Annotated in this window: 19 protein-coding genes; 9 read left to right on the top strand and 10 right to left on the bottom strand. The window is 65.5% G+C overall.

Features of this window, described 5'->3' with window-relative positions; translation table 11 throughout:
- Positions 1-84: 84 nt before the first annotated feature.
- The 3 genes from JQ580_RS12745 to JQ580_RS12735 all read right to left on the bottom strand — a co-directional run bounded on the left by JQ580_RS12745 (position 85) and on the right by JQ580_RS12735 (position 2,740).
- Positions 85-663, bottom strand: coding sequence for a PAN domain-containing protein (locus JQ580_RS12745; RefSeq protein ID WP_212280396.1), 579 nt, complete (start codon positions 661-663; stop codon positions 85-87).
- Between the two features lie 111 nt (positions 664-774).
- Entirely contained in the window at positions 775-2,145 is a 1,371-nt protein-coding gene (locus JQ580_RS12740; RefSeq protein ID WP_094890805.1) for a glutamate--cysteine ligase, read from the bottom strand.
- Positions 2,146-2,242: 97 nt separating this feature from the next.
- Entirely contained in the window at positions 2,243-2,740 is a 498-nt protein-coding gene (locus JQ580_RS12735) for a MarR family winged helix-turn-helix transcriptional regulator (protein ID WP_063197904.1), read from the bottom strand.
- A gap of 126 nt (positions 2,741-2,866) precedes the next feature.
- Here JQ580_RS12735 and gstA point away from each other — a divergent pair, with 126 nt between their 5' ends.
- Complete coding sequence (gene gstA / locus JQ580_RS12730) at positions 2,867-3,481, top strand: glutathione transferase GstA (protein WP_212280395.1); 615 nt, start codon at positions 2,867-2,869, stop codon at positions 3,479-3,481.
- Between the two features lie 273 nt (positions 3,482-3,754).
- Positions 3,755-4,081, top strand: coding sequence for a hypothetical protein (locus JQ580_RS12725; RefSeq protein WP_249134141.1), 327 nt, complete (start codon positions 3,755-3,757; stop codon positions 4,079-4,081).
- A gap of 50 nt (positions 4,082-4,131) precedes the next feature.
- Here JQ580_RS12725 and JQ580_RS12720 read toward each other — a convergent pair whose 3' ends face one another.
- The 4 genes from JQ580_RS12720 to JQ580_RS12705 all read right to left on the bottom strand — a co-directional run bounded on the left by JQ580_RS12720 (position 4,132) and on the right by JQ580_RS12705 (position 9,903).
- Complete coding sequence (locus JQ580_RS12720; RefSeq protein WP_212280393.1) at positions 4,132-6,345, bottom strand: FAD-dependent oxidoreductase; 2,214 nt, start codon at positions 6,343-6,345, stop codon at positions 4,132-4,134.
- A gap of 18 nt (positions 6,346-6,363) precedes the next feature.
- On the bottom strand, positions 6,364-7,572 hold the full coding sequence (locus JQ580_RS12715) for an acetyl-CoA C-acetyltransferase (RefSeq protein ID WP_106949420.1): 1,209 nt from the start codon (positions 7,570-7,572) through the stop codon (positions 6,364-6,366).
- Between the two features lie 54 nt (positions 7,573-7,626).
- Positions 7,627-9,417 (bottom strand): acyl-CoA dehydrogenase C-terminal domain-containing protein, encoded by a 1,791-nt coding sequence (locus JQ580_RS12710; RefSeq protein WP_212280392.1) that lies wholly within the window; start codon positions 9,415-9,417, stop codon positions 7,627-7,629.
- A 102-nt stretch (positions 9,418-9,519) separates the two neighbouring features.
- Positions 9,520-9,903 (bottom strand): nuclear transport factor 2 family protein, encoded by a 384-nt coding sequence (locus JQ580_RS12705; protein ID WP_212280391.1) that lies wholly within the window; start codon positions 9,901-9,903, stop codon positions 9,520-9,522.
- Positions 9,904-10,098: 195 nt separating this feature from the next.
- On the opposite strand from JQ580_RS12705, the gene JQ580_RS12700 reads away from it, so the two are divergent.
- The 4 genes from JQ580_RS12700 (at position 10,099) to JQ580_RS12685 (ending at position 16,527) form a co-directional block, all read left to right on the top strand.
- The gene (locus tag JQ580_RS12700; protein ID WP_212280390.1) at positions 10,099-10,689 is read left to right on the top strand and encodes a PadR family transcriptional regulator; all 591 of its coding nucleotides are present in this window, start codon (positions 10,099-10,101) and stop codon (positions 10,687-10,689) included.
- 289 nt (positions 10,690-10,978) lie between these two features.
- Positions 10,979-14,476 carry an SEL1-like repeat protein gene (locus tag JQ580_RS12695; RefSeq protein WP_212280389.1) on the top strand — a complete coding sequence of 1,166 codons (3,498 nt, stop codon included), beginning with the start codon at positions 10,979-10,981 and terminating at the stop codon, positions 14,474-14,476.
- Between the two features lie 366 nt (positions 14,477-14,842).
- Positions 14,843-15,760 carry a sulfite exporter TauE/SafE family protein gene (locus tag JQ580_RS12690; protein ID WP_212280388.1) on the top strand — a complete coding sequence of 306 codons (918 nt, stop codon included), beginning with the start codon at positions 14,843-14,845 and terminating at the stop codon, positions 15,758-15,760.
- Positions 15,757-16,527, top strand: a complete 771-nt coding sequence (locus tag JQ580_RS12685) for a TIGR02186 family protein (protein WP_212280387.1) — start codon at positions 15,757-15,759, stop codon at positions 16,525-16,527. The genes JQ580_RS12690 and JQ580_RS12685 overlap by 4 nt, the downstream gene beginning before the upstream one ends.
- Before the next feature lie 160 nt (positions 16,528-16,687).
- Here the strand turns inward: JQ580_RS12685 and JQ580_RS12680 are convergent, their stop codons facing one another.
- Entirely contained in the window at positions 16,688-17,461 is a 774-nt protein-coding gene (locus JQ580_RS12680) for an MBL fold metallo-hydrolase (protein WP_212280386.1), read from the bottom strand.
- 15 nt (positions 17,462-17,476) lie between these two features.
- Positions 17,477-18,385, bottom strand: coding sequence for a DMT family transporter (locus tag JQ580_RS12675; protein ID WP_212280385.1), 909 nt, complete (start codon positions 18,383-18,385; stop codon positions 17,477-17,479).
- A 96-nt stretch (positions 18,386-18,481) separates the two neighbouring features.
- Between JQ580_RS12675 and JQ580_RS12670 the strand changes: the two genes are divergently transcribed.
- From JQ580_RS12670 to JQ580_RS12660, 3 genes are all read left to right on the top strand, one after another.
- Positions 18,482-19,345 carry a LysR family transcriptional regulator gene (locus JQ580_RS12670; RefSeq protein WP_212280384.1) on the top strand — a complete coding sequence of 288 codons (864 nt, stop codon included), beginning with the start codon at positions 18,482-18,484 and terminating at the stop codon, positions 19,343-19,345.
- 222 nt (positions 19,346-19,567) lie between these two features.
- Positions 19,568-22,084, top strand: a complete 2,517-nt coding sequence (locus tag JQ580_RS12665; protein WP_212280802.1) for a glycogen/starch/alpha-glucan phosphorylase — start codon at positions 19,568-19,570, stop codon at positions 22,082-22,084.
- A gap of 97 nt (positions 22,085-22,181) precedes the next feature.
- The gene (locus tag JQ580_RS12660) at positions 22,182-22,997 is read left to right on the top strand and encodes an acyl-CoA thioesterase (protein WP_212280383.1); all 816 of its coding nucleotides are present in this window, start codon (positions 22,182-22,184) and stop codon (positions 22,995-22,997) included.
- Between the two features lie 173 nt (positions 22,998-23,170).
- Here JQ580_RS12660 and JQ580_RS12655 read toward each other — a convergent pair whose 3' ends face one another.
- Positions 23,171-24,787, bottom strand: a complete 1,617-nt coding sequence (locus JQ580_RS12655) for a phosphoenolpyruvate carboxykinase (protein WP_212280382.1) — start codon at positions 24,785-24,787, stop codon at positions 23,171-23,173.
- Positions 24,788-25,010: the final 223 nt, after the last annotated feature.

Below are 25,010 nucleotides of genomic sequence, written 5' to 3'. Positions count from 1 at the left end.
GTCGAGGCTCCACGCGCCTGTCGCCTCATCTCAGCGTCGTGAGCATGGGGCAGGTGCGCCTTTGCGCACCGATGTCACTCTGGGCTACCGTACCACGCCCGACGTGAATCCCGCCTTCCGTCGCGGCGGCTTGATTTCCTTTTTCAGGAAGCAGCGCGCCTCGCGTCCGGTGTAACCGGGGCGGGCATAGGTGAAGGCGCGGCATTTGTTGTCGGCGGTGCAGGCGGCCTTGCAGGCGTCTTCACCCTCGCCGTTCTTGATCTCGAAATTTCGCAGATCGCCACCGGGGCGGTCGATCGACGTCTCCACGCCCTCGACCCGCGGCTCGATCACGCCGGCGCCGCGCACGCCCGAAATGCAGCAACTGCCGGGCACCCGCGCCGGCACGGTGTTCTTCAGCCAGCACACAGCCGCGCCGCCTTCGACGTCCGGATAGCTGAAGCTCCACGAGCGGCAGCGGCGGTCGCGCTCGCAGAGCAGCGCGCAATCCTCGGGATCGCCTGAGGCGACAGGCGAGCTGAAATAGTCGCCGCCGGGCCGGTCGAATGCAGTCTGGGCGCGCGCCGGCACGCTCGCGAGGGTGAGCGAAAGCAGCGTGACACAAGCCACGACGCAAGCCATGACTTTTGCCATGAAGGCCCGGGACTGGCGGCCCTTCCCCATCGGAACAGCTTTCGAGTTATTGACGACGCTCGGTTTTTTCGGCCGGTCATTTGATCGCCGCAAACCTGTACGGGCGATGAACGGCGGAAACCCTGGTCGTTGGCCTATGGTCTAGAAAGCGTATTCCGCGTAGGCCGGTTCCACCGAGCCCTGCCATGGTCCGTTGAACTTTTCGAGCATCTCCTCGGCCGGCGTTCGGCCTGAGTCGATAATGCGGTCGAGCGGCTCCAGATGCCGCGTTTCGTCCCGCCCGAGCTGGTCGATCCGGCCGCGCCGGCGCAGGCCGGCATGCGCCAGAACGAGGCATTCCTTGGCGATCTCGAACAGATAGCGGTCCTTGATGCGCGCCTTGAAGCCGAAGCGCGGCACGTCGTCGCGCAGCGACTGACGCTCGGGCGCGGTCCAGTGTTTCGCAATGTCCCAGGCCGCGTCGAGCGACACATCGTCGTAGAGCAGCCCGGCCCAGAACGCCGACAGCGCGGGCAGCCGACCCCATGGGCCTCCGTCGGAACCGCGCATTTCGAGGTAGCGCTTAAGGCGGACCTCAGGGAAGATCGTCGAGAGATGGTTGGCCCAGTCTGACAGCGTCGGACGCTCGCCGGGCAGGTTGTTGTTGCGGCCCTCGAAAAAGGCGCGGAACGAGGAGCCCGATACGTCGATGTAATCCTCGTCGCGCTTGACGAAATACATGGGCACGTCGAGCGCATAGTCGACATAGCGCTCGAAGCCCATGCCGTCCTCGAACGCCCACGGCATCATGCCGGCGCGCGCATTGTCGGTGTCGCGCCAGATCTCGGAGCGGAACGAGAGGAAACCGTTCGGCTTGCCTTCAGTGAACGGCGAATTGGCGAACAAGGCCGTCGCGACCGGCTGCAGCGCGAGCGAGACGCGCAGCTTCTTGACCATGTCGGCTTCGGAGGAGAAGTCGAGATTGGTCTGCACCGTGCAGGTCCGGTACATCATGTCGAGGCCGTACTGGCCGACCTTCGGCATGTAGTTGGTCATGATCTTGTAGCGGCCCTTGGGCATCACCGGGATGTCGGCGCGCGACCAGGACGGCGTCATGCCGAGACCGAGGAAGCCGATGCCGAGCGGCGTTGCGATCTCGCGCACCTGCGCCAGATGCGCCATCAGCTCGCTCTGGGTCTGGTGCACGTTCTCGACCGGCGCGCCGGAAAGCTCGAACTGCCCGCCGGGCTCGAGCGAAATCGCACCGCCGCCGGTGACGTCGTAGAGGCCGATGATGTTGCCCTTCTCCATGATCGGCTCCCAGCCGAGCAGGAGCTTCATGCCTTCGAGCAGCGCGCCGATGCCGCGCGCGCCCTCGTAAGGCACGGGGCGGTGGCCTTCGAGCGTGAATGGGGTCTTCTCGTGCTCGGTACCCATTCGCCACTCGGACGGCGGCTTGCAGCCGGCCTCGAACCACGAAACGAGTTCGTCGCGCGATTGCAGCGGCGTCATATCGATCTGGTCTCGCGCCATATCAAACTCTAATCAAAGGGCGCTTCGATCGAACGCGCGCGGGTGGCGGGATGGTCCGCGAACCCATCGGGCGCACGGACGAGCTGGTGCCGCGCGATCATCGCGACGGCGAGGTTTCGTTGACGTTGGCGACTGGCGGCAGTTTCATCTCACCGCAGGAGCAGCCCAGGCGGTCGAGCAGACCGCTGAGCTTGACGGCATCGGCATCGGACAATTTCGAACCGACATATTTCTCGATCGCAGCCGAATAGGCGCCCCACATCCGCTTCTGCAACTCGCGGCCGGCTTCCGTGATCTCGACGAACTGACCCCGCTTGTCGATCTTGCATTCGCGCCGCGAGGCGAGGCCCTCGTCGACCAGGCGGTCGATCAAGCGCGAGGTGGAATATTGCGGGATCAGCATCTGCCGTTCGAGTTCCACCGGCCTCAGCTCGCCCGAGGGAGCACGCGACAATTCCAGCAGCGCATCGTACCATGCCAGCGGCGGGAAGCCGGCCTTCTTCAGGTCCTGCTCGACGCAATCGAGTACGCGGCTCTGCACCCGCATCAGGCGGATCCAGGCGGAAGTCGCCTCGGTCGATGGTTTGCGTTTCATGGTCCCGCTCAAGCTCGTCGCCCGTCTCTTACCCCATTTGATGCAGCTGCATCAATCTTGACTATTCCAAGCAGATGCATGTAGTCGTTCTTTCGGCCGAACCAAGCGTCAAGAGGAGGAAATTCCATGAAGCTGTACTATTCGCCCGGTGCCTGCTCGCTCTCTCCCCATATCGCGCTCCTGGAAGCCGGCTTGCCCTACGAGCTGGTCAAGGTCGATATCCGGGCCAAGAAGCTCGAAAATGGTGAGGATTATCTGAAGCTGAACCCCAAGGGCCAAGTCCCTGCGCTGGGCCTCGACAGCGGTGAGATCGTGACCGAAGGCCCGGTGATTGTCCAGATGATCGCCGATCAGGCTGCGTCGAAGGCGCTGGCACCCGCCCACGGCAGTGCCGAGCGCTACAAGCTGCTGGAGTGGCTGAACTTCCTCACCTCCGAGGTGCACAAGAGCTTCGGGCCGATGTTCGCGCCGGCCCTGAACGACGAGGCCAAGGCGTTCTTCAAGGATCGCGTCATGGCCAAGCTGAAATACATCGATAGCCAGCTCGCAGGCCGCGACTACCTCATGGGCAAGCAGTTCACCGTGGCCGACGGCTATCTTTTCACGATGCTGACCTGGGGCGACCGGATGAAGTTCGACCTCTCGGCGATGCCGAACCTGATGGCCTACAAGGCCCGCGTCGCGGCGCGCCCGCAGGTGCAGGAAGCGCTGAAGAAGGAAGGCCTCGCGCACGCCGCCTGAGGCCGCCGCACGACAGTCGAGATGACGAAGAGCCGGATCAACGATCCGGCTCTTTTGCTTATGCCGGCCGCGGAGTTCGCTAAGGACGAAGCTTGCACGGCTGGGACCTGTGGCGCCGCGCTGGCGGGGCACGGACGCACATCAGCAGATCTGACAGTCCGCAAATCGATCGGCCGGATCGCTCCCGCCGTTTCAGGGTGAACCGTTTGGGCGGCGACCGCGTCGAAGCAACTGTGGAAGGAGACAGCCGCTCCCATGAACATGATCGTCCTCATGACCGCCGCCGGCGCGCCGCTCGCGATGCTCGGGCTCTCGACTCCGGTCGCACCACAGCGCGATTGCATCTTTATGATCCATCCACAGATCACCTCGGCGGTGTTCGAAACCAAGGAAAGCAAGATCGTCTTCCCGGACCGGCCGACCGAATATCGGTGCAGCTACACCAGGACGAAGGGCGGAACGGACATTGCCTTCACCAACCAGAACGGCTGGCGCTTCGAGTTGCGCATCGGCCGCGGCGACGCAGGCACCTGGAAAGCCAGCCGGGCCGAAGATGCCGTCTCGGGCCGTGCATTATCGCCGGTCGGAAACAGACAATAGAAAAGGCCGGATCGACGATCCGGCCTTTTGTCTCTGCGTCGCCCGGCCCGTCAGGCCGCCGCCTTCTTCGGCGCGAAGCGGCCGTAGAAGGTTTCGCCCTTCGCCGCCATCTCCTCGAGCAGTTTCGGCGGAGTGAAGCGCGAGCCGTACTTGGCCTCGAGCTTGTGGCAGAGCTCGACGAACGTCTTCGTGCCCATGAAGTCGATATAGGACAACGTGCCGCCGGTGAACGGCGCAAAGCCGAAGCCGAGGATGGAGCCGACATCGGCCTCGCGCGGATCGGTGATGACGTGGTCCTCGACCGTGCGCGCGGCTTCCACCGCCTGCACCACCAGGAAACGCTGCTTCAGCTCCTCCACGTCAAGCGTATCGGGATCGAGCTGCTTCGGCTGCAAGGCCGAGAGGCCCGGCCACAGGCTCTTCGAGCCCTTGCCCTTCTCGGGATAGTCATAGAAGCCCTTGCTGTTCTTGCGGCCGAGACGGCCCTGCTTCTCGACCAGCTCCACCATCAGCTTCTTCTGATCGGGGTTGATAGCGTTGGGGCCGAGATCGGCCTCCGTCGCCTTCATGATCTTCAGGCCGAGATCGAGCGCGACTTCGTCGGAGAGCGAGAGCGGGCCGACCGGCATGCCGGCCATCTTGGCGCAGTTCTCGATCATCGCCGGCGGCACGCCCTCGAGGAACATCTCGTTGCCCTCGGCGACGTAGCGGCCGACGCAGCGGTTGGCGAAGAAGCCCCTGGAGTCGTTGACCACGATCGGCGTCTTGCCGATCTGCCGGACGTAGTCCAGCGCGGTCGCGAGCGCGAGATCGCCGGTGTTTTTGCCCTTGATGATCTCGACCAGCATCATCTTCTCGACCGGCGAGAAGAAGTGGATGCCGACGAACTTGCCCTGGTCCTTGAAGCTCTCGGCCAGCGAAGTGATCGGCAGCGTCGAGGTGTTCGACGCAAAGATCACGTCCGGCTTCATGTGCTCCTGCGCCTTGGCGAAGGTGTCAGCTTTGACCTTACGGTCCTCGAACACGGCCTCGATGACCAGGTCGACGTCCTTCAGCGTCGCATAGTCCGCGGTCGGCGTGATGCGCGCGAGCAGCGCTTCGGCGTCCGCCGGCTTGGCGCGGCCCTTCTTGATCTGCTCCTCGATCACCTTCTGCGCGTGCGCCTTGCCCTTGTCGGCGCTTTCCTGGTCGCGGTCGATCAGGACGACGTCGAGGCCGGCGCGGGCCGAGACGTAGCCGACGCTGGCGCCCATGAAGCCGGCGCCGATCACGGCGATCTTCTTCACCTTGGTCGCGGGCACGTCCTTCGGACGGCGCGCGCCCTTGTTGAGCTCCTGCATCGACAGGAACAGGCTGCGGATCATCGCCGCCGCCTCCTTCGAACGCAGCACCGAGGTGAAGTAGCGCGACTCGACCCGCAGCGCGGCATCGATCGGCAACTGCAGGCCCTCATAGACGCAGCTCATGATGGCACGCGCGGCCGGATAATTGTCGTAGGTCTCGCGGCGATAGATCGCGTTGCCGGCCGGGAACATCATCATGCCGGCCTTGGAGAACACCGGGCCGCCGGGCAGCTTGAAGCCCTTCTCGTCCCAGGGCGCGACGGCCTTGCCGCCGCCCTTGATCCAGTCCTTCGCAGCCTTGATGAGATCGGCGGCGGGAACGATGGCGTGAATCAGGTTCAGCGCCTTAGCCTTCTCAACGGTGACAGGGTCGCCCTTGAGAAGGATGGTCATCGCGTCCTGCGGCGGCACCAGCCGCGGCACGCGCTGCGTGCCGCCGGCACCGGGGAACAGGCCGACCTTGACCTCGGGCAGGCCGAGGCGGGTCTTGGGATTCTCCGCGGCGACGCGGTAGTGGCAGCACAGCGTGATCTCGAAACCGCCGCCGAGCGCGAGGCCGTTGATCGCGGCCGCCCACGGCTTGCCCGATGTTTCGATCGAGCGCAGCACCTGCGAGAAGCGGCGGCTCTGGTCGAACAGCATCTGGTTCGCGGCGGTCTCGCCCTGCTCCTTGAAGACCTTGGCGTAGGCCTGGTTCATGCCTTCGAGCATGGAGAGGTCGGCGCCGGCGCAAAAGGCTTCCTTGGCGGAGGTGATGACGACGCCCTTCACCGCGGCATCGGCCGTGGTCGCCTTGACGATCGCGTCGAGCTCGTTGGTCGAGGTCTCGTCGAGCACGTTCATCGAACGGCCCGGAATGTCCCAGGTGACGAGCGCGATGCCGTCTGCGTCGGTCTCAACCTTGAAGTTCTTGTACGACATGTTGGTTGCTCCCTACCCTTAGACGCGCTCGATGATGGTCGCGGTGCCCATGCCGCCGCCGATGCACAGCGTGACGAGAGCGGTGGACTTGTTGGTGCGCTCGAGTTCGTCGAGCACGGTGCCGAGGATCATCGCACCGGTCGCCCCGAGCGGATGGCCAAGCGCGATCGCGCCACCGTTGACGTTGATCTTGGCGTTGTCGATGTCGAAGGCCTGGATGTAGCGCAGCACGACGGAGGCAAAGGCCTCGTTGAGCTCGAACAGGTCGATGTCGGACTTCTTCATGCCGGAGCGAGCGAACAGCTTCTCGGTGACGTCGACTGGGCCGGTCAGCATCATCGCCGGCTCGGAGCCGATGTTGGCGAACGCGCGGATCTTTGCACGCGGCTTCAGGCCGTACTTCGCACCCGCCTCCTTGCTGCCGAGCAGCACGGCGCCGGCGCCGTCGACGATGCCCGACGAGTTGCCGGCGTGGTGCACGTAATTGACGCGCTCGATCTCCGGATGGGACTGGATCGCAACGCCGTCGAAGCCGCCCATCTGCGCCATCATCGTGAACGACGGTTGCAACTGCGCCAGCGACTGCATCGTCGTCGACGGACGCATGTGCTCGTCCTTGGCCAGGATGGTGAGGCCGTTGATGTCCTTCACCGGGACGATCGACTTGTCGAAGCGGCCTTCCTCCCAGGACTTCGCCGCGCGCTGCTGGCTCTGCACCGCATAGGCATCCACGTCGTCGCGCGAGAAGCCGTATTTGGTCGCGATCAGATCGGCCGACACGCCCTGCGGCATGAAGTAGGCCGGGACCGCCATCGAAGGATCCATCGGCCAGGCGCCGCCGGAGGCGCCGATGCCGACGCGGCTCATGGACTCGGCGCCGCCGCCGATCACCAATTCATGCTGGCCGCTCATCACCTGGGCTGCGGCGAAGTTCACGGCATCGAGGCCGGAGGCGCAGAACCGGCTGATCTGTACGCCGGGCACGGCTTCGCCGAGACCGGCTTTCAGCGCCGCGAAACGCGCGATGTCGGAGCCGGCTTCACCGACCGGATCGACCACGCCCAGGATGACGTCGTCGACGGAATCCTCGGGCAGATTGTTGCGGTCCTTCAGCGCCTTCAGCGGCACCGTCGCAAGCGCGAGCGCGGTGACTTCGTGCAGCGAACCGTCCGCCTTGCCGCGGCCACGGGGGGTGCGAACGTGGTCGTAGATGAATGCCTCAGGCATGACGCCCTCCTGATATGATGTTCGATACGGTTGGGAGCAGGCAGCGGAAGCAGCTCAGAACGCCTCCGCCGGCAATTCCATGATGGTGGCGCAGCCGGCCTGGATGCGCGCGAGATTGGCGGCGGTCTCCGGCAGCATCCGCTCCATGAAGAAACGGCCGGTGACGAGCTTGGTGGAGAGATAGGGCGTCGCCCCGCTCTCGGCAATCTTGGCGTTCGTCACCTTGGCCATCTTCGCCCACATGTAGCCGAGCGCGACGAAGCCGAACAGGTTCAGGTAATCGGTTGCGGCGGCGCCGGCATTGTCGGGCTTCGCCATCGCATTCTGCATCAGCCAGGTGGTGGCCTGCTGGAGATGGCCGAGCGAGGTCGAGAGCGGGCTGATGAACGGCTTCAGTGCCTCGTCGCCGCCGTTCTCCTTGGCGAAGGCCATGACCTCGCCGAAGAAGGCCATGATGGCGCGGCCGCCGTCGCGCGGCAGCTTGCGGCCGACGAGGTCGAGCGCCTGGATGCCGTTGGCGCCTTCATAGATCATGGCGATGCGAGCATCGCGCACGAACTGCTCCATGCCATGTTCGGCGATGTAGCCGTGGCCGCCATACATCTGCTGCGCCTGCACCGCGTTGGCGAAGCCGTAATCGGTGAGGAAGCCCTTCAGCACCGGGGTCATCAGGCCCATGTGATCGTCGGCGGCCTGGCGGTCCTTCGGGTCTTCTGAGCGGTGGGCGACGTCGCTCTTCAGCGCGGTCCAGATCACGAAGGCGCGCGCGGCCTCGTTGAAGGCGCGGATCGACAGCAGCGTGCGGCGCACGTCGGGGTGCACGATGATCGGGTCGGCCTGCTTGTCCGGCGCCTTGGCGCCGGTGAGCGAACGGCCCTGGATGCGCTCGCGGGCATAGGCGACCGCGTTCTGATAGGCGACCTCGGACTGCGCGAGCCCCTGCACGGCAACGCCGAGCCTGGCCTCGTTCATCATCACGAACATGCCCTGCATGCCCTTGTTCTCTTCGCCGATCAGCCAGCCGGTCGCGTTGTCGTAGTTCATCACGCAGGTGGAATTGCCGTGGATGCCCATCTTGTGTTCGATCGAGCCGCACACGACGCCGTTGCGGGCACCGACCGAGCCATCCGGATTCACGAGGAACTTGGGCACCACGAACAGCGACACGCCCTTGATGCCGGCAGGTGCGCCCTCGATGCGGGCGAGCACGAGGTGGATGATATTGGGGGCGAGGTCATGCTCGCCGGCGGAGATGAAGATCTTGGTGCCCGTGATCTTGAAGCTGCCGTCGGGCTGCCGCACCGCCTTGGTGCGGAGCATGCCGAGGTCGGTGCCGCAATGCGGCTCGGTCAGGTTCATGGTGCCGGTCCATTCGCCGGCGACCATCTTCGGCACGTAGGTCTGCTTCTGCTCCGGCGAGCCATGAACGATCAGCGCCGCGGTCGCGCCCATGGTGAGACCGCCATACATCGAGAACGCCATGTTGGCCGAGCACTGGAATTCGTTGACCGCCTGGCTCAACGTGACGGGAAGCCCTTGTCCGCCGTATTCGGTCGGCGCAGACAGGCCAAGCCAGCCGCCCTCGGCGACCTGCCTGAATGCGTCCTTGAATCCCTTCGGCGTGGTGACGCTGCCGTCGTCGGCGCGCTTGCAGCCTTCGAGATCGCCCACGCGATTGAGCGGCTGCAGCACCTCTTCGGCGAGCTTGGCGGCTTCACCGAGAATGGCCTCGCGCACGTCGCTCGACGCATCGGAGAAGCCGGCCAGATTGTCGTAACGGTCGATCTGGAAGACGTCGTTGAGCAGGAAGTTCACGTCTTCGACGGGGGCTTTGTAGATCGGCATTGCGGTCTCCCGGCATGGGCTTGAAGTGGTGGATTCTGTGAACGATCCCCGCGGCGCAGCTTCATCCGCGAGCTTAGCGGGTTCTGCAAACTCGGGGCAGGGTCATGATTGGGCGGCCAGCTGCTCCGCCATCAGACGGTGCAGCATGTTGATCGCCTTGAGCGGCCGCACCATCACCTTGAAATGCGTGATGCGTCCTTCGGCATCGAAGCTGATGATGTCGACGCCATTGATCTCGATGCCGTCGATCATGGTCTTGAATTCGAGCACGGCGCCGCGCTCGCTGGTCCACTCACCGACATAGGTGAAGCCGGGACCGCCGAGCACCTTCTCGGCGCTGGAAAGATATTTGAAGGTGATGTCGCGCCCGCGCTGCGGCGAATGCACCACGGGACTTTCGAAGACGGCGTCGGGATGCAGGAGGTCCCAGAGCGCGGCGCGATCATGAGACTTCATGTAGGCGTACCAGGAGTCGAGACCGGTCATTCTCGGGTGCCTCCCTCAAGGCCATGTAAAAAATGCGAAAACAACCCCATGCACAGTAGCGAGCTGGTTGATTTCGTTACGCTTTACAGGCCGGAGTTTGACGCCGCCCCGCATCTTTCATATGCACATTGACGCATATGCGCGGATGCGCATAAAGTCAAGCGGGTTGGTCGATGCTGGAGAAGGAGACCTGTCATGGCCCTGGGCGACGCCATCCTCGCATGCCTGACGGAACGCCCGATGACGGGCTACGAGCTCGCCAAGACTTTCGACTCCTCGATCGGCTTCTTCTGGAAGGCCGACCACCAGCAGATCTATCGGGAGCTCTCCAAGCTGCGCGACCGCGGCCATATCCAGGGCCGCGAGGTCGTGCAGACAGGCAAGCCCAACAAGCTGGTTTATACGCTCACTCCGGAGGGGCGAACAGCACTGCGGCACTGGGCCGCGCGGCCAAGCACCCCGGCCTCGACCAAGGACGACCTCCTGGTCCGCCTCCATGCGCTCGACAGCATCGACATCGAGCCGCTGCGCACCGATCTGATGGCCCGGCTGGAGCACCACCGCGACCGCCACGCCAACTACGAGCGCATCCTGAAGAAGCGCTTCCCGGAGGGGACGGCGGAGGGCCGGCTCGATCTCGGAAACCTGCTGCTGCTTCGACTCGGCGCCAGACACGAGCAGATGGTGGCCGACTTCTGCGAGGAGGCGCTCGATGCACTGTCGGCGATGAGCGGCAAGGCCACCGTGGTGCCGCTGGAAGACGGCAAGCGCGAGGGCAAGGGCTGAGGGCCCTCCGCTTCGTCTTGGCGGCGCTTGACGCGGCCATCGACGTTCTTTCGCAAGGTCCGCAAGAACGTGACGCCCGGGCATGACCAGCATTGGTGCAAGCCTCCCGGTTCCCCCGCCCAACTTTAAGACACCGGCGACGCGTTCCTTAACCCGTTATTTACCGTAACGGACAAAAGTCGGTTTTCGAGGCAGACGACCCGCGCCAAATCCGATTGTCTTGCAACCGGCACGCGTGGGGAGACTGGAGGCGCCGGGTGGGGCGCCGGAGTCGGAACCGGACAGAGTCATGAATTCGCGCGTATCGTGGAGTGTTGACGGCATCGATCCATCCGTCAGGGAGCGGGCCGAAGCTGCTGCGCGTCGTGCCGGCATGTCACTCAACGATTGGCTGAACTCCACCCTCGGCGAGACTGCTCCCCCGAACTTTCGCGAGCCTAACGACCAGCGTCCGCAAGCTCCGCCCGCGCCGAACCAGGAGAGCCGCGAAGTCGCCGACATCCACCAGCGGCTCGACGCGATCACCCAGCAGATCGAACGGATCTCCAAGCCCGCGCAGCGCAGGGATCCCTCACGACAGGATTCGTCGCGGCAGGACCCGTCGCGGCCGGACGCCGCGCGCGAGCAGGGCGTTGCGCGCCAGCTCAACGATGCGATCTCGCGGCTCGATGCGCGGCTGTCCCAAATCTCGAGGCCGCAGCAGCCTCAACCGCAGCTACCTCCGGCTCCGCGTCCCGCGCCGGCCGACGCGCGCCAGCGCCAGGCCGATGCGGTCGAGCGTGCGGCAGCCCAGGTCTATCGCAACGCCCCGCCCCTGAGCCCCGCTTCGTTCGACGTCGCCGTCGCCGAGATCACCGCGCGACAGAGCGAGCTCGACGGCTTCACGCCGCGGCAAATGCCGCCGCGCGCCGCGCCCCCGATCGCGCCCAATGCAACTCCCTGGGCAGCTCCTTCCGCACCTCCGATGGCGCCGCCCGCGCCTGCCTATGCTCCGCCGCCACCGCAGCCGGGGCCGGATTTTTCCGCGCTCGAGCGCCATCTGCTCAAGATCACGAGCCAGATCGAGTCGCTGCAGCGCCCCGACAATACCGAGCAGGCGATCAATGCGTTCCGCAGCGAGCTTGCCGAGATCCGCAACGCCATCACCGAGGCGATGCCGCGGCGCGCGATCGAGTCGATCGAGAACGAGATCCGCTCGCTGCACCGACGGATCGACGAGACGCGTTCCAACGGCACCGACGGTCAGGTGCTGTCGGGCATCGAGCACGCGCTGTCCGACATCAAGCAGGTGCTGCGCACGCTGACGCCGGCGGAGCAGCTCACCGGCTATGACGAGGCGATCCGCAATCTCGGCGCCAAGCTCGACCTGATCCTGCGCGCCAATGACGATCCTTCGACGGTGCAGCAGCTCGAAAGCGCGATCGCAGCGCTGCGCGGCATCGTCTCCAACGTCGCCTCCAACGAAGCGCTGGCACGCCTGTCCGAAGACGTGCAGTTGCTGTCGTCCAAGGTGGACCAGGTCACCCGGGCCTCCGGCCAGGGCGACAGCTTTGCGGTGCTGGAGCAGCGAATCGCGGCGCTCACGGCGGCGCTGGAAACGCGCGAGCGGCCGCAGGCCACCGAGAGCACCGAGCACCTGGAATCCGCCATCCGCGCGCTGTCGGACCGTTTCGACCGCATGCAGGTCGGCAACGATTCGGCCTCGACCTTTGCCCATCTCGAACAGCGCGTTTCGTATCTGCTCGAGCGGATCGAAACCGCCGCCGATCCGCGCAACGGCAATTTGAGCCGCGTCGAGGACGGGCTGCACGACATCCTCAGGCATCTCGAGCGGCAGCAGGCGACCTATTCCGCGCTGGCCGAGAGCCGCAGCTCCGCCGCCCCGGCCGATTCCGGAATGGTCGATCTGGTCAAGCGCGAGCTGTCCGACATCCGCTTCAGCCAGGTCGAGACCAACCGCACGACCCAGGATTCGCTTGACGCCGTCCACAGCGCGCTCGGCCATGTCGTCGACCGCCTTTCGATGATCGAGGGCGATCTGCGCGCGGTGCGCACCGCGCCACCGGCCGCTGCGACGCAGCCGATGCCGCAGCCGATGCCGATGGCCGCGCCGATGGAGCCCGCGCCGCCGATGGCGCGTGAGACGCGGCCGCAAGCCCAGCAGCCGAAATACGATCCCAAGCCCGAGCTGCCGAACCCTGCCGCGCATCAACACGGCCAAAGCGCCTTCGCGCAAGCCGCCTTCTCCGCCGCGCCGCGTGAATTCCATGCCGCTGCTCCCGCCGCGCCGCCGCCGGTGCCATCGGCACCACCGGTGCCGCCGCGCGCGATCAGCGAGATCCTGGAGCCGCACACGGCGCCCACGCGCGCCGCGCTCGCGCCGGAATTGCCGCCGGATCATCCGCTCGAGCCGGGCACACGGCCGGGTGGACGCGCTGCCACGCCGTCGGAACGCATCGCCGCATCCGAAAGCGCGATCAGCGACATTCCCGCTGCTGCGAAAGAGCCGGTGTCGTCGTCGAGCTTCATCGCGGCCGCCCGCCGCGCCGCCCAGGCCGCCGCCGCGCAGCCGGAAAAGCCGGCGCGCGGTGCCAAGGGGGGTGCGAAGGTCGGCGCCGATCAAGCCAAGGACAAGGGCAAGGACGGCAGCTCCACCATCACCTCGAAGATCCGCTCGCTGCTGGTCGGCGCGAGCGTGGTCGTGATCGTGCTCGGCACCTTCAAGATGGCGATGAACCTGCTCGAGGGCAGCCCGCCGCCGTCGCCGCAGGCCATGGACAATACGTCGAGCCAGCCGGCGCCGCAGGCTCCGCCGCCGCCGGTGATCGAGAACAAGCCCACCACGCCCGAGCAGGTCACGCCATCGATGACCTCGCCGACGCCGATCGGACGGCAATCCCAGAACAACGCCCCGCCGGCCGCTGCTGCGCCCGGCCCGGCCAGCTCGGCCTCGGTCGAGATTCCGCCGGCGCCCGCCGCAGCCGTGCCGCAGCCTGCCGCGAGCAGCGACGTCACCGGCGCGCTGTCTGGCACGAGCCGCGCCAAGCTCGGCATGATCCAGGTGCCGCCGAGCGAAAAACTGCCCGACGGGATCGGCGGACCGCTGCTGCGCACCGCCGCGATGAAGGGCGATGCGACCGCGGCCTACGAGATCGGCCTGCGCTTCGCCGAAGGCAAGGGTGTCGCCACGAATTACGACGAAGCGGCCAAGTGGTACGACCGCGCGGCGCAGGCCGGCGTGATCCCCGCGACCTTCCGCCTCGGCACGCTCTACGAGAAGGGCCTCGGCGTGAAGAAGGACGCCGACATCGCCCGCCGCTACTACACCCAGGCCGCCGAGCGCGGCAACGCCAAGGCGATGCACAATCTCGCGGTGCTCGACGCCGACGGCGGCGGACGCGGCGCCAACTACAAGAGCGCGGCAATGTGGTTCCGCAAGGCCGCCGATCGCGGCGTCGCCGACAGCCAGTTCAACCTCGGCATCCTCTATGCCCGCGGCATCGGCGTCGAACAGAACCTGGCCGAATCCTACAAATGGTTCAGCCTCGCCGCCGCGCAGGGCGACACTGACGCATCCGGCAAGCGCGACGACGTCGCCAAGCGGCTCGACCCGCAATCGCTCGCGGCCGCCAAGCTCGCGATCCAGACCTTCAGCGCCGAGCCTCAGCCCGACGACGCGGTCAATGTCGCGGCCCCGAACGGCGGCTGGGACAGCGCGCCGCAGGCAAGCATCAAGCCGGCACCGAAGGCGGTTGCGAGCAAGAAGTCGGCCTCGGCTGCACACTGAGGCGCCAGCATTTAGATCGAACCAAGTGAACCACAAGTTCGGTGCACCTCTCCCGCTTGCGGGAGAGGTCGGCGCGTCCCGGGCGATGCGAAGCATCGTCGCGCGCGCCGGGTGAAGGTTCTATCCTCTGGGGGATTGTCCCGTTGTTGGGGATACCCTCTCCCCGACCCTCCCCCGCAAGCGGGGGGAGGGCGCTTCTGCGATGACGCCAAGCTTCATCACACTCTCCTCTTCGCCCATTCACCACGCCCGAAATTCCGGGTCCCTCCCCGCTCCGAATTCCGCTATTGAAAGACGCGCAATCGTTCCGACCGTCCGGCGGGCATTCCGCGCAATCGATCCGTCCCGCCGGAGCGTGGTCCTTCAATGCAGCTCTACCTTCCGATCGCCGATCTTCCCGTCAATGTCTTCCTGGTGCTGGCGATGGGCGCCGCGGTCGGCTTCGTCTCGGGCATGTTCGGAATCGGCGGCGGCTTCCTGATGACGCCGCTGCTGATCTTCATCGGCATCACGCCGGCGGTGGCGGTCGCCTCGGTCGCAAGCCACATCGCGGCCTCCTCGTTCTCCGGCGCGCTGTCCTACTGGCGGCGGCGTGCGATCGATCCGGCGCTGGCGGGCGTCCTGCTCTGCGGCGGCGTCACCGGCACGGCGCTCGGGGTGTGGACCTTCACGCAGCTGCGCGCGCTCGGCCAGCTCGACCTGATGATCGCGCTCTCCTACGTCGTGCTGCTCACCACCGTCGGCAGCCTGATGTTCTCGGAAGGACTGCGCGCCCTGCTGCGGACCCGGCGCGGCGCGCTGCCGCCGCGCCGGACCCACAACTGGATCCACGGCCTGCCGCTGAAGATGCGGTTCAAGCGCTCCAAGATCTATCTCTCGGTCATCCCCGTGGTGATCGTCGGCATCATGATCGGCTTCATCGGCGCCATCATGGGCATCGGCGGCGGCTTCATCCTGGTGCCGATCATGATCTATCTCTTGCGCGTGCCGACCTCGACGGTGATCGGGACCTCGATGGTGCTGACGCTGGTCACGATGCTGTTCGCGACCATGCTGCACGCGGTGACCAATCATCTCGTCGATGCCGTGCTGGCGCTGATCCTGATGGTCGGCGGCGTCACCGGCGCGCAGTTCGGCGTCCGTGCCGGGCAGAAGATCCGCGGCGAGCAGCTGCGGCTGCTGCTCGGCCTTCTGATCCTCTCGGTCGGAATCCGCTTCGCGGTCGAGCTGGTGATCCAACCCTCGGATCTCTTCACCATCCGCGAGTTCGGAGCAAGCGGATGATGCGCGGAGCGCTCGCACTTCTCCTCGTCCTGCTGCTCGGCTCCGCCGCGCGCGCCGAGCGGCTGATCGTGTCGGTCTCCAACCACCGCGTCACGGTGACCCCGAACTATTCCGGCGAGGAGTTGGTGCTGTTCGGCTCGGTCGAGAAGGACGCGACGACGCCTGCCGATCGTACCGCCTATGATCTCGTCGTCACCGTGATGGGCCCGCGCGCCGACATGGTGACGCGGCGGAAAGAGCGTACCTTCGGCATCTGGATCAACACCGACTACCGCCAGTTCCTGCAGGTGCCGAGCTATCTGGCGCTGTTCGCCAACCGTCCCTTCGACGCGATCACCTCGCCCGAAATTGCGCGGCGGCAGCAGGTCGGTTTGAACAACGTGCTGCTGACCCAGCGGGTCAGTGGCGACTTTGCCGACGTGGTGCCGAACGACGTGTTCCGCTCGGCCTTCATCCGCCTGCGCACCCAGCGCGGGCTCTATCGCGAGGACGGCAGCGCCGTCACGTTCCTGACGCCGACCCTGTTCCGCACCGGCATCCCGCTGCCGGCGGAGGTGCCGATCGGCACCTATGAGGTCGAGATCAGACTGTTTGCGAACGGCGCGTTCATCGGCAAGACCGAGACAGCGTTCGAGATCGTCAAGGTCGGCTTCGAGCAGTTCGTCGCCACCACTGCGCGGCAGAACGGGTTGATCTACGGCCTCGTCACCGCCGCGATGGCGCTGATGACGGGATGGATGGCGTCGATCGTGTTCCGGAAGGATTGAGGGCGCAGACTGCCGCTCACTTGCCGTCCTGCCCGGGCTTGGCCCGCGGCCGAAGCCTCTTCGGCGCCGGGGCGTCCACTGTTCTCGTGTGCGACAAAGAACGGGATGGCCGGGTCAAGCCCGGCCATGACGAGGCGGGGAGCGTTCGCCACGCGTCAGCTCACGGCGCCTCGATCACCGTCGGAACGCCCGGCTCCAGCAGCCGCAGCCGCGTTCCGAAGCCGAGCACATCGAACGTCTTGCGCAGATCCTCGCTGTTCTGGCGGAAATGCGCCCAGCCTTCGGTGTGCACGGGCACGACCGTCGCATCGGGGAAGGCGCGCGCCGTCTCGATGGTGTCGTTGGTGTCCATCGTGAGATGGAACGGCCCGCGCGTCTGCGCGGCGCCGGCGAACGGCAGCACCACGCCGCATTTGAAACGGCGCGCCACTTCGGCGACGCCGTCGAACCAGGTGGTGTCGCCACTGACATAGACCGTGCTGGTATCCTTGCGGCTCGAAGCCACCACGAAGCCGATGACGTCGCCCGACAGCGGCTCGATACCGGCCGGGCCGTGGCGCGCCGGCGTTGCGGTGATGGTCAGCGTGTTGCCGTCACCATCCTTCAGATGTGCGGTGCTCCAGGGCGCAAGGCCTTCGGCATGGCCGCCGAGACGCTTTGCCCCCGCCTCCGTCGTCAGCACGCGCTTGACCTTGTGGAGAAAGTCGCGGCCGGAATTGTCGAGATTGTCCGAATGCTGGTCGTGGCTGAGCAGCACGGCATCGACCGGGCCGATCGCATCGGGCCCCAGCGCGGGGCCGATGGTCTTCTCCAGCGTCACATGCGGCAGCCGATAGGCGCCAGGCGCATCGAACGTCGGATCGGTGAGCAGGCGGAAGCCGTCGATCTCGATCAGCGCAGTTGGGCCGCCGATCAGGGTGATGGTCACGGGCATGAGAGAACTCTCCTCTTACGAAACAAGCTTTGCCGGCCGCGTCACCAGGTAGATGCCGAGCGCGACCGGAATGATGCCGAGCAGGTCGCGCGCCTCGACATGCTCGCCGAGGACCAGATACGCGAACAGCATGCCGAGCGGCGGCATCAGGAAATGATAGGCGCTGGCGGCGGTGGCGCCGCACACTTTCAGGAGATGGAACCAGAGCCAATAGGCGAGGATCGAGCCGCCGAGCACGAGGAACGCAAAGGCGCCGATCAGCCCGGGCGTATAGTCGATCGCGTGCACGTCGGCGAAGGTCAGCGCAACCGGCGTTAGCGCGATGCCGGCAGCGAGGTTCTGCACGCCGTTGCCGATCCACAGCGATCCCTTTGGCGCCAGCAGCTTGAACAGGATCGTCCCGGCGACGAGCGAGGCCAGCGAGGCCAGCGTGAAGAGGATGCCGTGAAGCGAGTCGGTGCCGACCGACAGGCGATGCCAGACGATCAGCGTCACGCCGATGACGCCGAGCAGCAGGCCGCTTGCCTTGCGCCAAGTCATGCCTTCGCCGAGCAGCAGCGCGGCGAGCGCTGCGGTAAACACCGGATTGGCCGAGACGATCAGGCCGCCGAGGCCGGCCGAGACTGATTGCAGACCGGTGTAGCCGAGGCCGAGATAGAGCGCGTTGTTGGCAATCCCGAGCACCGCGAAGATCGCGGCATCGCGCCACGACAACGACCAGTCGCCGCGCATCAGCGTGGCGCCCAGGATCAAGATGCCGGCGAGCGAGAAACGCGCGGCGAGCAGGATCAGCGGCGGGCAATGGGTGACGCCGATCTTGCCGGCGACGAAGGCGTAGCTCCAGAGCAGGCAGAACAGGCCGATGGCGAGCGGCAACGTGTTGAAGCGGGTGCGGGGAACGGGAATCGAGGGGGCAAGCGACATGGGGCATTCTCCTGGGCCTCGATCTAGGGACCCCGCTTGCCATTTGGAAATTAAATGATTAACTCATGATCAGTTGATTTTCGAATGGAGGCCGCCATGCTCGATCTCGAGCTGCTGCGCAGCTTCGTCTCGGTGGTCGAGGCCGGGGGCTTCACCCGCGCCGGCGAGCGCGTCCACCGCACGCAATCGACCGTCAGCCAGCAGATCAAGCGGCTGGAGGACGACGTCGGCCAGGTGCTGCTGCATCGCGACGGCAAGAACGTGCGCCCGACCGAGGCCGGCGAACGGCTGCTGTCTTATGCGCGGCGTCTGCTCTCGCTCGCCGAGGAGGCGCGCGACGTGCTGCGCCAGCCGGACGGCGAAGGCGCGATCCGGCTCGGCATCCCCGAGGATTTCGCGGCGTACCGGCTGACCAAACTGCTGGGGGCGTTCTCGCGCTCGCATCCGGGCCTGCGGCTCGACGTGCGCGCCGATCAGAGCAAGCATCTGGCGCGCGATCTCGAACGCGGCGAGCTCGATCTTGCGTTGTTCAAGCGTGCGGCCGGCGAGAAGGGCGCGATCGCGGTTTGGCCGGAGCGTGTCCACTGGGTCACCAGCAAGAGCCATCCTGTCGACGTCCACGCCGCGTCCGTGCCGCTGATCGGCTTCCCGTCCGGCTGCCTCTACCGTGCCGGCGCCATCCACGCGCTGGAAAGCGTCGGCCGCGCCTGGCACATGGCCTATTCCTCGTCGAGCCTGTCAGGCATCCAGGCCGCGGTCGCCGCCGGCATGGGGCTGAGCATCCTGTCGGAGATGTCGATCCAGTCCGACCACCGCGTGCTGACGGCGAAGGACGGTTTTGCGCCGATCAACAAGACCGAGGTCGCGCTGATGGCCTCGCCTGATGCGAGCCCGGCGACGCTGCGCCTTGCGGATCGTCTCGCCGAGTTTTGCGATACGGTGCAGGCCAAGGCAGCGTGAAGCCGCTCGGCGTTTTCGCAGATCATTCCTCCACACTGATGGCTGAATTGACCGGCAATCTATCGTCGAATCCCGGTTTCTCCGTGCTCGCCCGGGTTCCCAAATCGGCCCGTTCCTTGCATAAATTTACGCCAACGCAGTGCACGACCGCTTCAGTGACAGTTCCGGTGCAGCGGCAGGACGCGTAGGGTTAGTGATGTGTTCGACCAGGAAGTGATGGCTTTGCAAGATCAATCGTTCCAGCCCAGTTTTCCCGCCCCCGTCCAGCCGATCGACGAACTCGCGCTGGCCGAGATCAAGGGCACGATCCTGGCGAAGCTGCGCCTTGCCATCGGCAAGGATGCGGGCATGGCGACCAAGCACGATTGGTACCAGGCCGCGGCACTGGCGCTGCGCGACCGTGTCGTGCATCGCTGGCTCACGGCCGAGAAGCACAGCTACGATGCGGGCCGCAAGCGCGTCTATTATCTCTCGCTCGAATTCCTGATCGGCCGTCTCTTCAGCGACGGGCTCAACAACATGGGTCTGCTCAAGATCTTCGAGGTCGCGCTCGGCGATCTCGGCGTCTCGCTGCCGGAGCTGCGCAAATGCGAGCCGGATGCAGCCCTCGGCAATGGCGGCCTCGGGCGCCTCGCCGCCTGCTTCATGGAGAGCATGGCGACGCTGTCGATCCCCGCGATCGGCTACGGCATTCGCTATGATTACGGCCTGTTCCGCCAGATCATCAACCAGGGCTGGCAGCAGGAATATCCGGACGAATGGCTGAGCTTCGGCAATCCCTGGGAATTGCAGCGGCCCGAGGTGATCTACGACATCAATTTCGGCGGCGGCGTCGAGCATGTCGACGACAAGGGCCGTGACCGCGCGATCTGGCATCCGGGCGAGACCGTGCAGGCGATCGCCTATGACACGCCGATCGTCGGCTGGCGCGGCCAGCACGTCAACGCGCTCCGCCTGTGGTCGGCGCGCTCGCCCGATCCGTTGAAGCTGGATGCCTTCAACAAGGGCGACTATGTCAGCGCCAGCGCCGAGCAGTCGCGCGCCGAAGCGATCTGCAAATTCCTCTATCCGAACGACGAGAGCCCGGCGGGCCGCGAGTTGCGCTTGCGCCAGGAATATTTCTTCGTCTCGGCCTCGCTGCAGGATCTGATCAAGCGGCACCTTGCCTCGGACGGCCAGCTGCGCAGCCTGTCGAGCAAGGTCGCCGTGCAGCTCAACGACACCCATCCGAGCCTTGCCGTCACCGAGCTGATGCGCATCCTCGTCGATCTGCACAATTTCCGCTGGGACGAGGCCTGGAAGGTCACGGTCGCCACGCTCTCCTACACCAACCACACGCTGCTGCCCGAGGCGCTGGAGACCTGGCCGGTCGAGCTGTTCGAGCGGCTGCTGCCGCGGCACCTGGAGATCATCTACCGTATCAACGTGCAGCATCTGGCGCTCGCCGAAGCGCGCTGCCCCGGCGACATCGATTTCCGTGCCTCGGTTTCGCTAATCGACGAGAAGAGCGGCCGGCGCGTGCGCATGGGCCAGCTCGCTTTCGTCGGCTCGCACCGCATCAACGGCGTCTCGGCGATGCATTCGGACCTGATGCGCGAGACGGTGTTCCACGATCTCAACCATCTCTATCCCGGCCGCATCACCAACAAGACCAACGGCATCACCTTCCGGCGCTGGCTGATGCTGGCGAACCCGCGGCTGACCGATCTGTTGCGCGAGACCTGCGGCGAGGCCGTGCTCGACGATCCTACCCAGCTCAGCCTGATCGAGGCGCGCGCCAGCGACGTCGAATTCCAGAAGAGGTTCCGCAGCGTCAAGCTTCACAACAAGACCGCGCTGGCGCGCCTCATCGGCGAACGGCTCGGCATCAAGGTCGACCCGAGCGCGCTGTTCGACGTGCAGATCAAGCGCATCCACGAATACAAGCGCCAGCTGCTCAACATCATCGAGACCGTCGCGCTGTACCAGGCGATCAAGGACGATCCCACCGGCAATTGGGTGCCGCGGGTGAAAATCTTCGCCGGCAAGGCGGCGGCGAGCTATCGCTATGCCAAGCTGATCATCAAGCTGATCAACGACGTCGCCGAGGTCGTCAACAACGATCCCGCGATCGGCGGCAAGCTCAAGGTCGTGTTCCTGCCGGACTACAATGTCAGTCTCGCCGAGGTGATCATTCCCGCGGCCGACCTGTCGGAGCAGATCTCGACCGCAGGCATGGAGGCGTCCGGCACCGGCAACATGAAGCTGTCGCTCAACGGCGCCCTCACCATCGGCACGCTCGACGGCGCCAATATCGAGATCCGCGACCATGTCGGCGCGGAGAACATCGCAATCTTCGGCATGGAAGCGGGCGACGTGATGATCCGGCGCAAGCAGGGGCTGGACGCCTCCGACGTGATCCGCAATTCGCCGAAGCTCTCGCGCGCCATCAACGCGATCGGTGCCGGCGAGTTCTCGCCCGGCGACCCCGGACGTTTCGAGTCGATCGCGCATGCGCTGCGCTATCTCGACCATTACATGGTCAGCGCCGATTTCGATTCCTATTACGAGGCGCAGCGCGGCGTCGATGCGCGCTGGCTGGTGGCGCCGGCCTGGACCCGCGCGTCCATCCTCAACGTCGCGCGCATGGCGTGGTTCTCGTCGGATCGCACCATCCGTGAATATGCCGAGGAAATCTGGAACGTGCCGGTGAATCCGACCACACCGCTGCTGCCCAACCTGCGCGACGCCGCCGGCTGATTTTTCCGCGCCGTGGAAGCGGCGTTACCCCGCAGGTAGTTGCACAAGCCGGCGACGGACGTGATATGACGTCCGTCATTGAACGCCGGATCGACAAATGCACGCCAAGCTTCCGCATCCCTTCGACGACGCCACCCGCGTCACCGCCGGCGACTCCAGCTGGCAGGGGCACACCAGCGACGATTACTGGGCCTTTGTCGGTCCGTTCGGCGGCGTCACCGCCGCCACCATCCTGCGCGCGCTGATCGAGCATCCGCAAGCCGCCGGCGACCCGCTCGCCCTCACCGTCAACTATTGCGCGCCGATCGCCAAGGGGCCGTTCGATCTCGACGTGCGGCTGGTGAAGGCCAACCGCTCAAGCCAGCACTGGAGCGTCGAACTCAGCCAGGACGGCGGCGAGGTCGCAACGCTCGCCACCGCCGTGTTCGCCGAGCGGCGGCCGTCCTGGGAGCACCGGGTGGCGCAATATCCGGAAGCAAAGCCATTCGAGGAGACCCTGCCGTTCCCGAAGATCAAGGCCTCCTGGGCCAACCAGTACGAATTCCGCTTCGTCGAGGGCGAGATGCGGATCGGCCCGCCGCAGCCTGAGCTTGCCAGCACCTATTCGAAGATCTGGATCAGCGACCGCGAGCCGCGCAAGCTCGACATGCCGTCGCTGATGTCGATGTCCGACGCCTTCTTCGGCCGCATCTTCCACGCGCGGCGCGAGCTGGTGCCGTTCGGCACGGTGTCGCTGACGACCTACTTCCACACCGACAGCGAGGCGCTCGCGGCCGAGAACATCACACGCGTGCTGGCGACGGCCGATTCGAAGATCATGCACAAGAGCTACGCCGACCAGAATGCCGAATTGTGGTCGCCGAACGGCAGGCTGCTCGCAACCACGACACAGATGGCGTATTTCAAGGCGTGAGCTGATTTTCAAACTCGTCATTGCGAGGAGCGCAGCGACAAAGCAATCCAGAATCTCTCCGCGGAGGGATTCTGGATTGCTTCGCTGCGCTCGCAATGACGACGGAAAGATCCCGGCACAAACAAAGAGGGCGGCCTCGCGGCCGCCCTCTTGCAATTCAAACCGGGCGAAGATTACTCCGCCGCGAGCTTCACCTCCGGGGCGGCAGCGCGCACCTCGGCGTCGACCTGGGCCTCGAACTTGGCGAAGTTCTTCTGGAACATGCCGACCAGCGCGCGGGCGGTCTTGTCGAACTCGTCCTTGTCCTTCCAGGTGTTGACCGGGTTGAGGATCTCGGCGGGCACGCCGGGCAGCGCGGTCGGGACCGCGAAGCCGAAATACTTGTCGGTGCGGAATTCGACGTTGCGAAGCGAACCGTCGAGCGCGGCGGTGAGCAGCGCGCGCGTCACCTTGATCGGCATGCGCGAGCCGACGCCGTACTTGCCGCCGGTCCAGCCGGTGTTGACCAGCCAGCAATCGACATTGTGCTGGGCGATGAGGTCACGCAGCATGTTGCCGTAAACCGAGGGATCGAGCGGCAGGAAGGGCGAGCCGAAGCAGGTGGAGAATTCCGGCTGCGGCTCGTTGCCGAGACCGCGCTCGGTGCCGGCGACCTTGGCGGTGTAGCCGGACAGGAAGTGGTACATCGCCTGCGCCGGCGAGAGTTTTGCAATCGGCGGCAGCACGCCGAAGGCGTCGGCGGCAAGCATCACCACGTTCTTCGGCTGCGGCGCGCGGCCGGTGCGCGAGGCGTTCGGGATGAAGTCGAGGGGATAGGCCGAACGGGTGTTCTCGGTCTTGGAGCCGTCGTCGAAATCCACAGCGCGGGTGTCTTCGTCGAGCACGCAGTTCTCGAGCACCGCGCCGAAGCGCGTCGATGCCGCGTAGATCTCCGGCTCGGCTTCCTGCGACAGCTTGATGCACTTGGCGTAGCAGCCGCCCTCGAAATTGAAGACGCCGTTCGGGCCCCAGCCATGCTCGTCGTCGCCAATCAGCGTGCGGTTGGGATCGGCCGACAACGTGGTCTTGCCGGTGCCCGACAGGCCGAAGAAGATCGCGGTGTCGCCCTTGGCGCCGACATTGGCCGAGCAATGCATCGGCATCACGCCGCGCTCGGGCAGATAATAGTTCAGCGTGGTGAAGACCGACTTCTTCATCTCGCCGGCGTAGTAGGAGCCGCCGATCAGGACGATCTTGCGCGCGAAGTCGATCGCGACGACGTTCTCCGACTTGCAGCCGTGACGCTTCGGATCGGCGCGGAAGCTTGGCATATCGATGATGGTGAGCTCCGGCACGAAGGTCGACAGCTCGATCGCCTCGGGGCGGATTAGAAGCGTGCGGATGAACAGCGAGTGCCAGGCGAGCTCGGTGAAGACGCGTGTCTTGATCCGGTAGGCCGGATCGGCGCCGCCGTAGAGATCCTGCGCGAACAGCTTCTTGCCTTCGGCGTGCTTGAGGAAATCCTGATAGAGCGTCTCGAACTGCTCTGCGGTGATGGATTGGTTGCCGGCCCACCACATCTTCTTGTCGGTGGTGGCGTCGCGCACCGTGAACTTGTCCTTCGGGCTGCGCCCGGTGAACTCGCCGGTGTCGGCGCAGAGCGCGCCGTCAGCGGACAGCACCGCCTCGCCCGCAGCGAGCGAGTATTGATAGAGCTGCGGCGCACCGAGGTTCCAGTGAACCTGCTTGAGATTTTTTAAGCCGAACTTGTCGGCGCCGAAGGCACCGTTGCGCACGCCCGTCTCTTGCACGAAAAATCCTCCTAGAACCCGCGACATTCAGCGCGACCAAGTTTGAGCGCCATCGCAGTCACCGTGATGAAAGGGCCATTCGGCCTCGGCTGAACGACCTAATAATCATGAACGCTGGCGTTGCCAAGCCGATCCCGCAGGATTTGGTTTATTCAAGGACCGCGCCAAACGTCGCGCATGTCAGCTTTGAGCATGTGCACCACAAAATCCCAGATGATCGCGC

Source organism: Bradyrhizobium sp. SZCCT0148 (assembly GCF_018129985.1).
Lineage (GTDB): Bacteria > Pseudomonadota > Alphaproteobacteria > Rhizobiales > Xanthobacteraceae > Bradyrhizobium > Bradyrhizobium japonicum_H.
This window is presented reverse-complemented; position numbering and strand designations above follow the sequence as displayed.

Bases quoted from the DNA above. Each gene is read 5' to 3' on its own strand.
- JQ580_RS12745 (WP_212280396.1), bottom strand. From the start codon at position 663: ATGGGGAAGGGCCGCCAGTCCCGGGCCTTCATGGCAAAAGTCATGGCT.
- JQ580_RS12740 (WP_094890805.1), bottom strand. From the start codon at position 2,145: ATGGCGCGAGACCAGATCGATATGACGCCGCTGCAATCGCGCGACGAA.
- JQ580_RS12735 (WP_063197904.1), bottom strand. From the start codon at position 2,740: ATGAAACGCAAACCATCGACCGAGGCGACTTCCGCCTGGATCCGCCTG.
- gstA (WP_212280395.1), top strand. From the start codon at position 2,867: ATGAAGCTGTACTATTCGCCCGGTGCCTGCTCGCTCTCTCCCCATATC.
- JQ580_RS12725 (WP_249134141.1), top strand. From the start codon at position 3,755: ATGACCGCCGCCGGCGCGCCGCTCGCGATGCTCGGGCTCTCGACTCCG.
- JQ580_RS12720 (WP_212280393.1), bottom strand. From the start codon at position 6,345: ATGTCGTACAAGAACTTCAAGGTTGAGACCGACGCAGACGGCATCGCG.
- JQ580_RS12715 (WP_106949420.1), bottom strand. From the start codon at position 7,572: ATGCCTGAGGCATTCATCTACGACCACGTTCGCACCCCCCGTGGCCGC.
- JQ580_RS12710 (WP_212280392.1), bottom strand. From the start codon at position 9,417: ATGCCGATCTACAAAGCCCCCGTCGAAGACGTGAACTTCCTGCTCAAC.
- JQ580_RS12705 (WP_212280391.1), bottom strand. From the start codon at position 9,903: ATGACCGGTCTCGACTCCTGGTACGCCTACATGAAGTCTCATGATCGC.
- JQ580_RS12700 (WP_212280390.1), top strand. From the start codon at position 10,099: ATGGCCCTGGGCGACGCCATCCTCGCATGCCTGACGGAACGCCCGATG.
- JQ580_RS12695 (WP_212280389.1), top strand. From the start codon at position 10,979: ATGAATTCGCGCGTATCGTGGAGTGTTGACGGCATCGATCCATCCGTC.
- JQ580_RS12690 (WP_212280388.1), top strand. From the start codon at position 14,843: ATGCAGCTCTACCTTCCGATCGCCGATCTTCCCGTCAATGTCTTCCTG.
- JQ580_RS12685 (WP_212280387.1), top strand. From the start codon at position 15,757: ATGATGCGCGGAGCGCTCGCACTTCTCCTCGTCCTGCTGCTCGGCTCC.
- JQ580_RS12680 (WP_212280386.1), bottom strand. From the start codon at position 17,461: ATGCCCGTGACCATCACCCTGATCGGCGGCCCAACTGCGCTGATCGAG.
- JQ580_RS12675 (WP_212280385.1), bottom strand. From the start codon at position 18,385: ATGTCGCTTGCCCCCTCGATTCCCGTTCCCCGCACCCGCTTCAACACG.
- JQ580_RS12670 (WP_212280384.1), top strand. From the start codon at position 18,482: ATGCTCGATCTCGAGCTGCTGCGCAGCTTCGTCTCGGTGGTCGAGGCC.
- JQ580_RS12660 (WP_212280383.1), top strand. From the start codon at position 22,182: ATGCACGCCAAGCTTCCGCATCCCTTCGACGACGCCACCCGCGTCACC.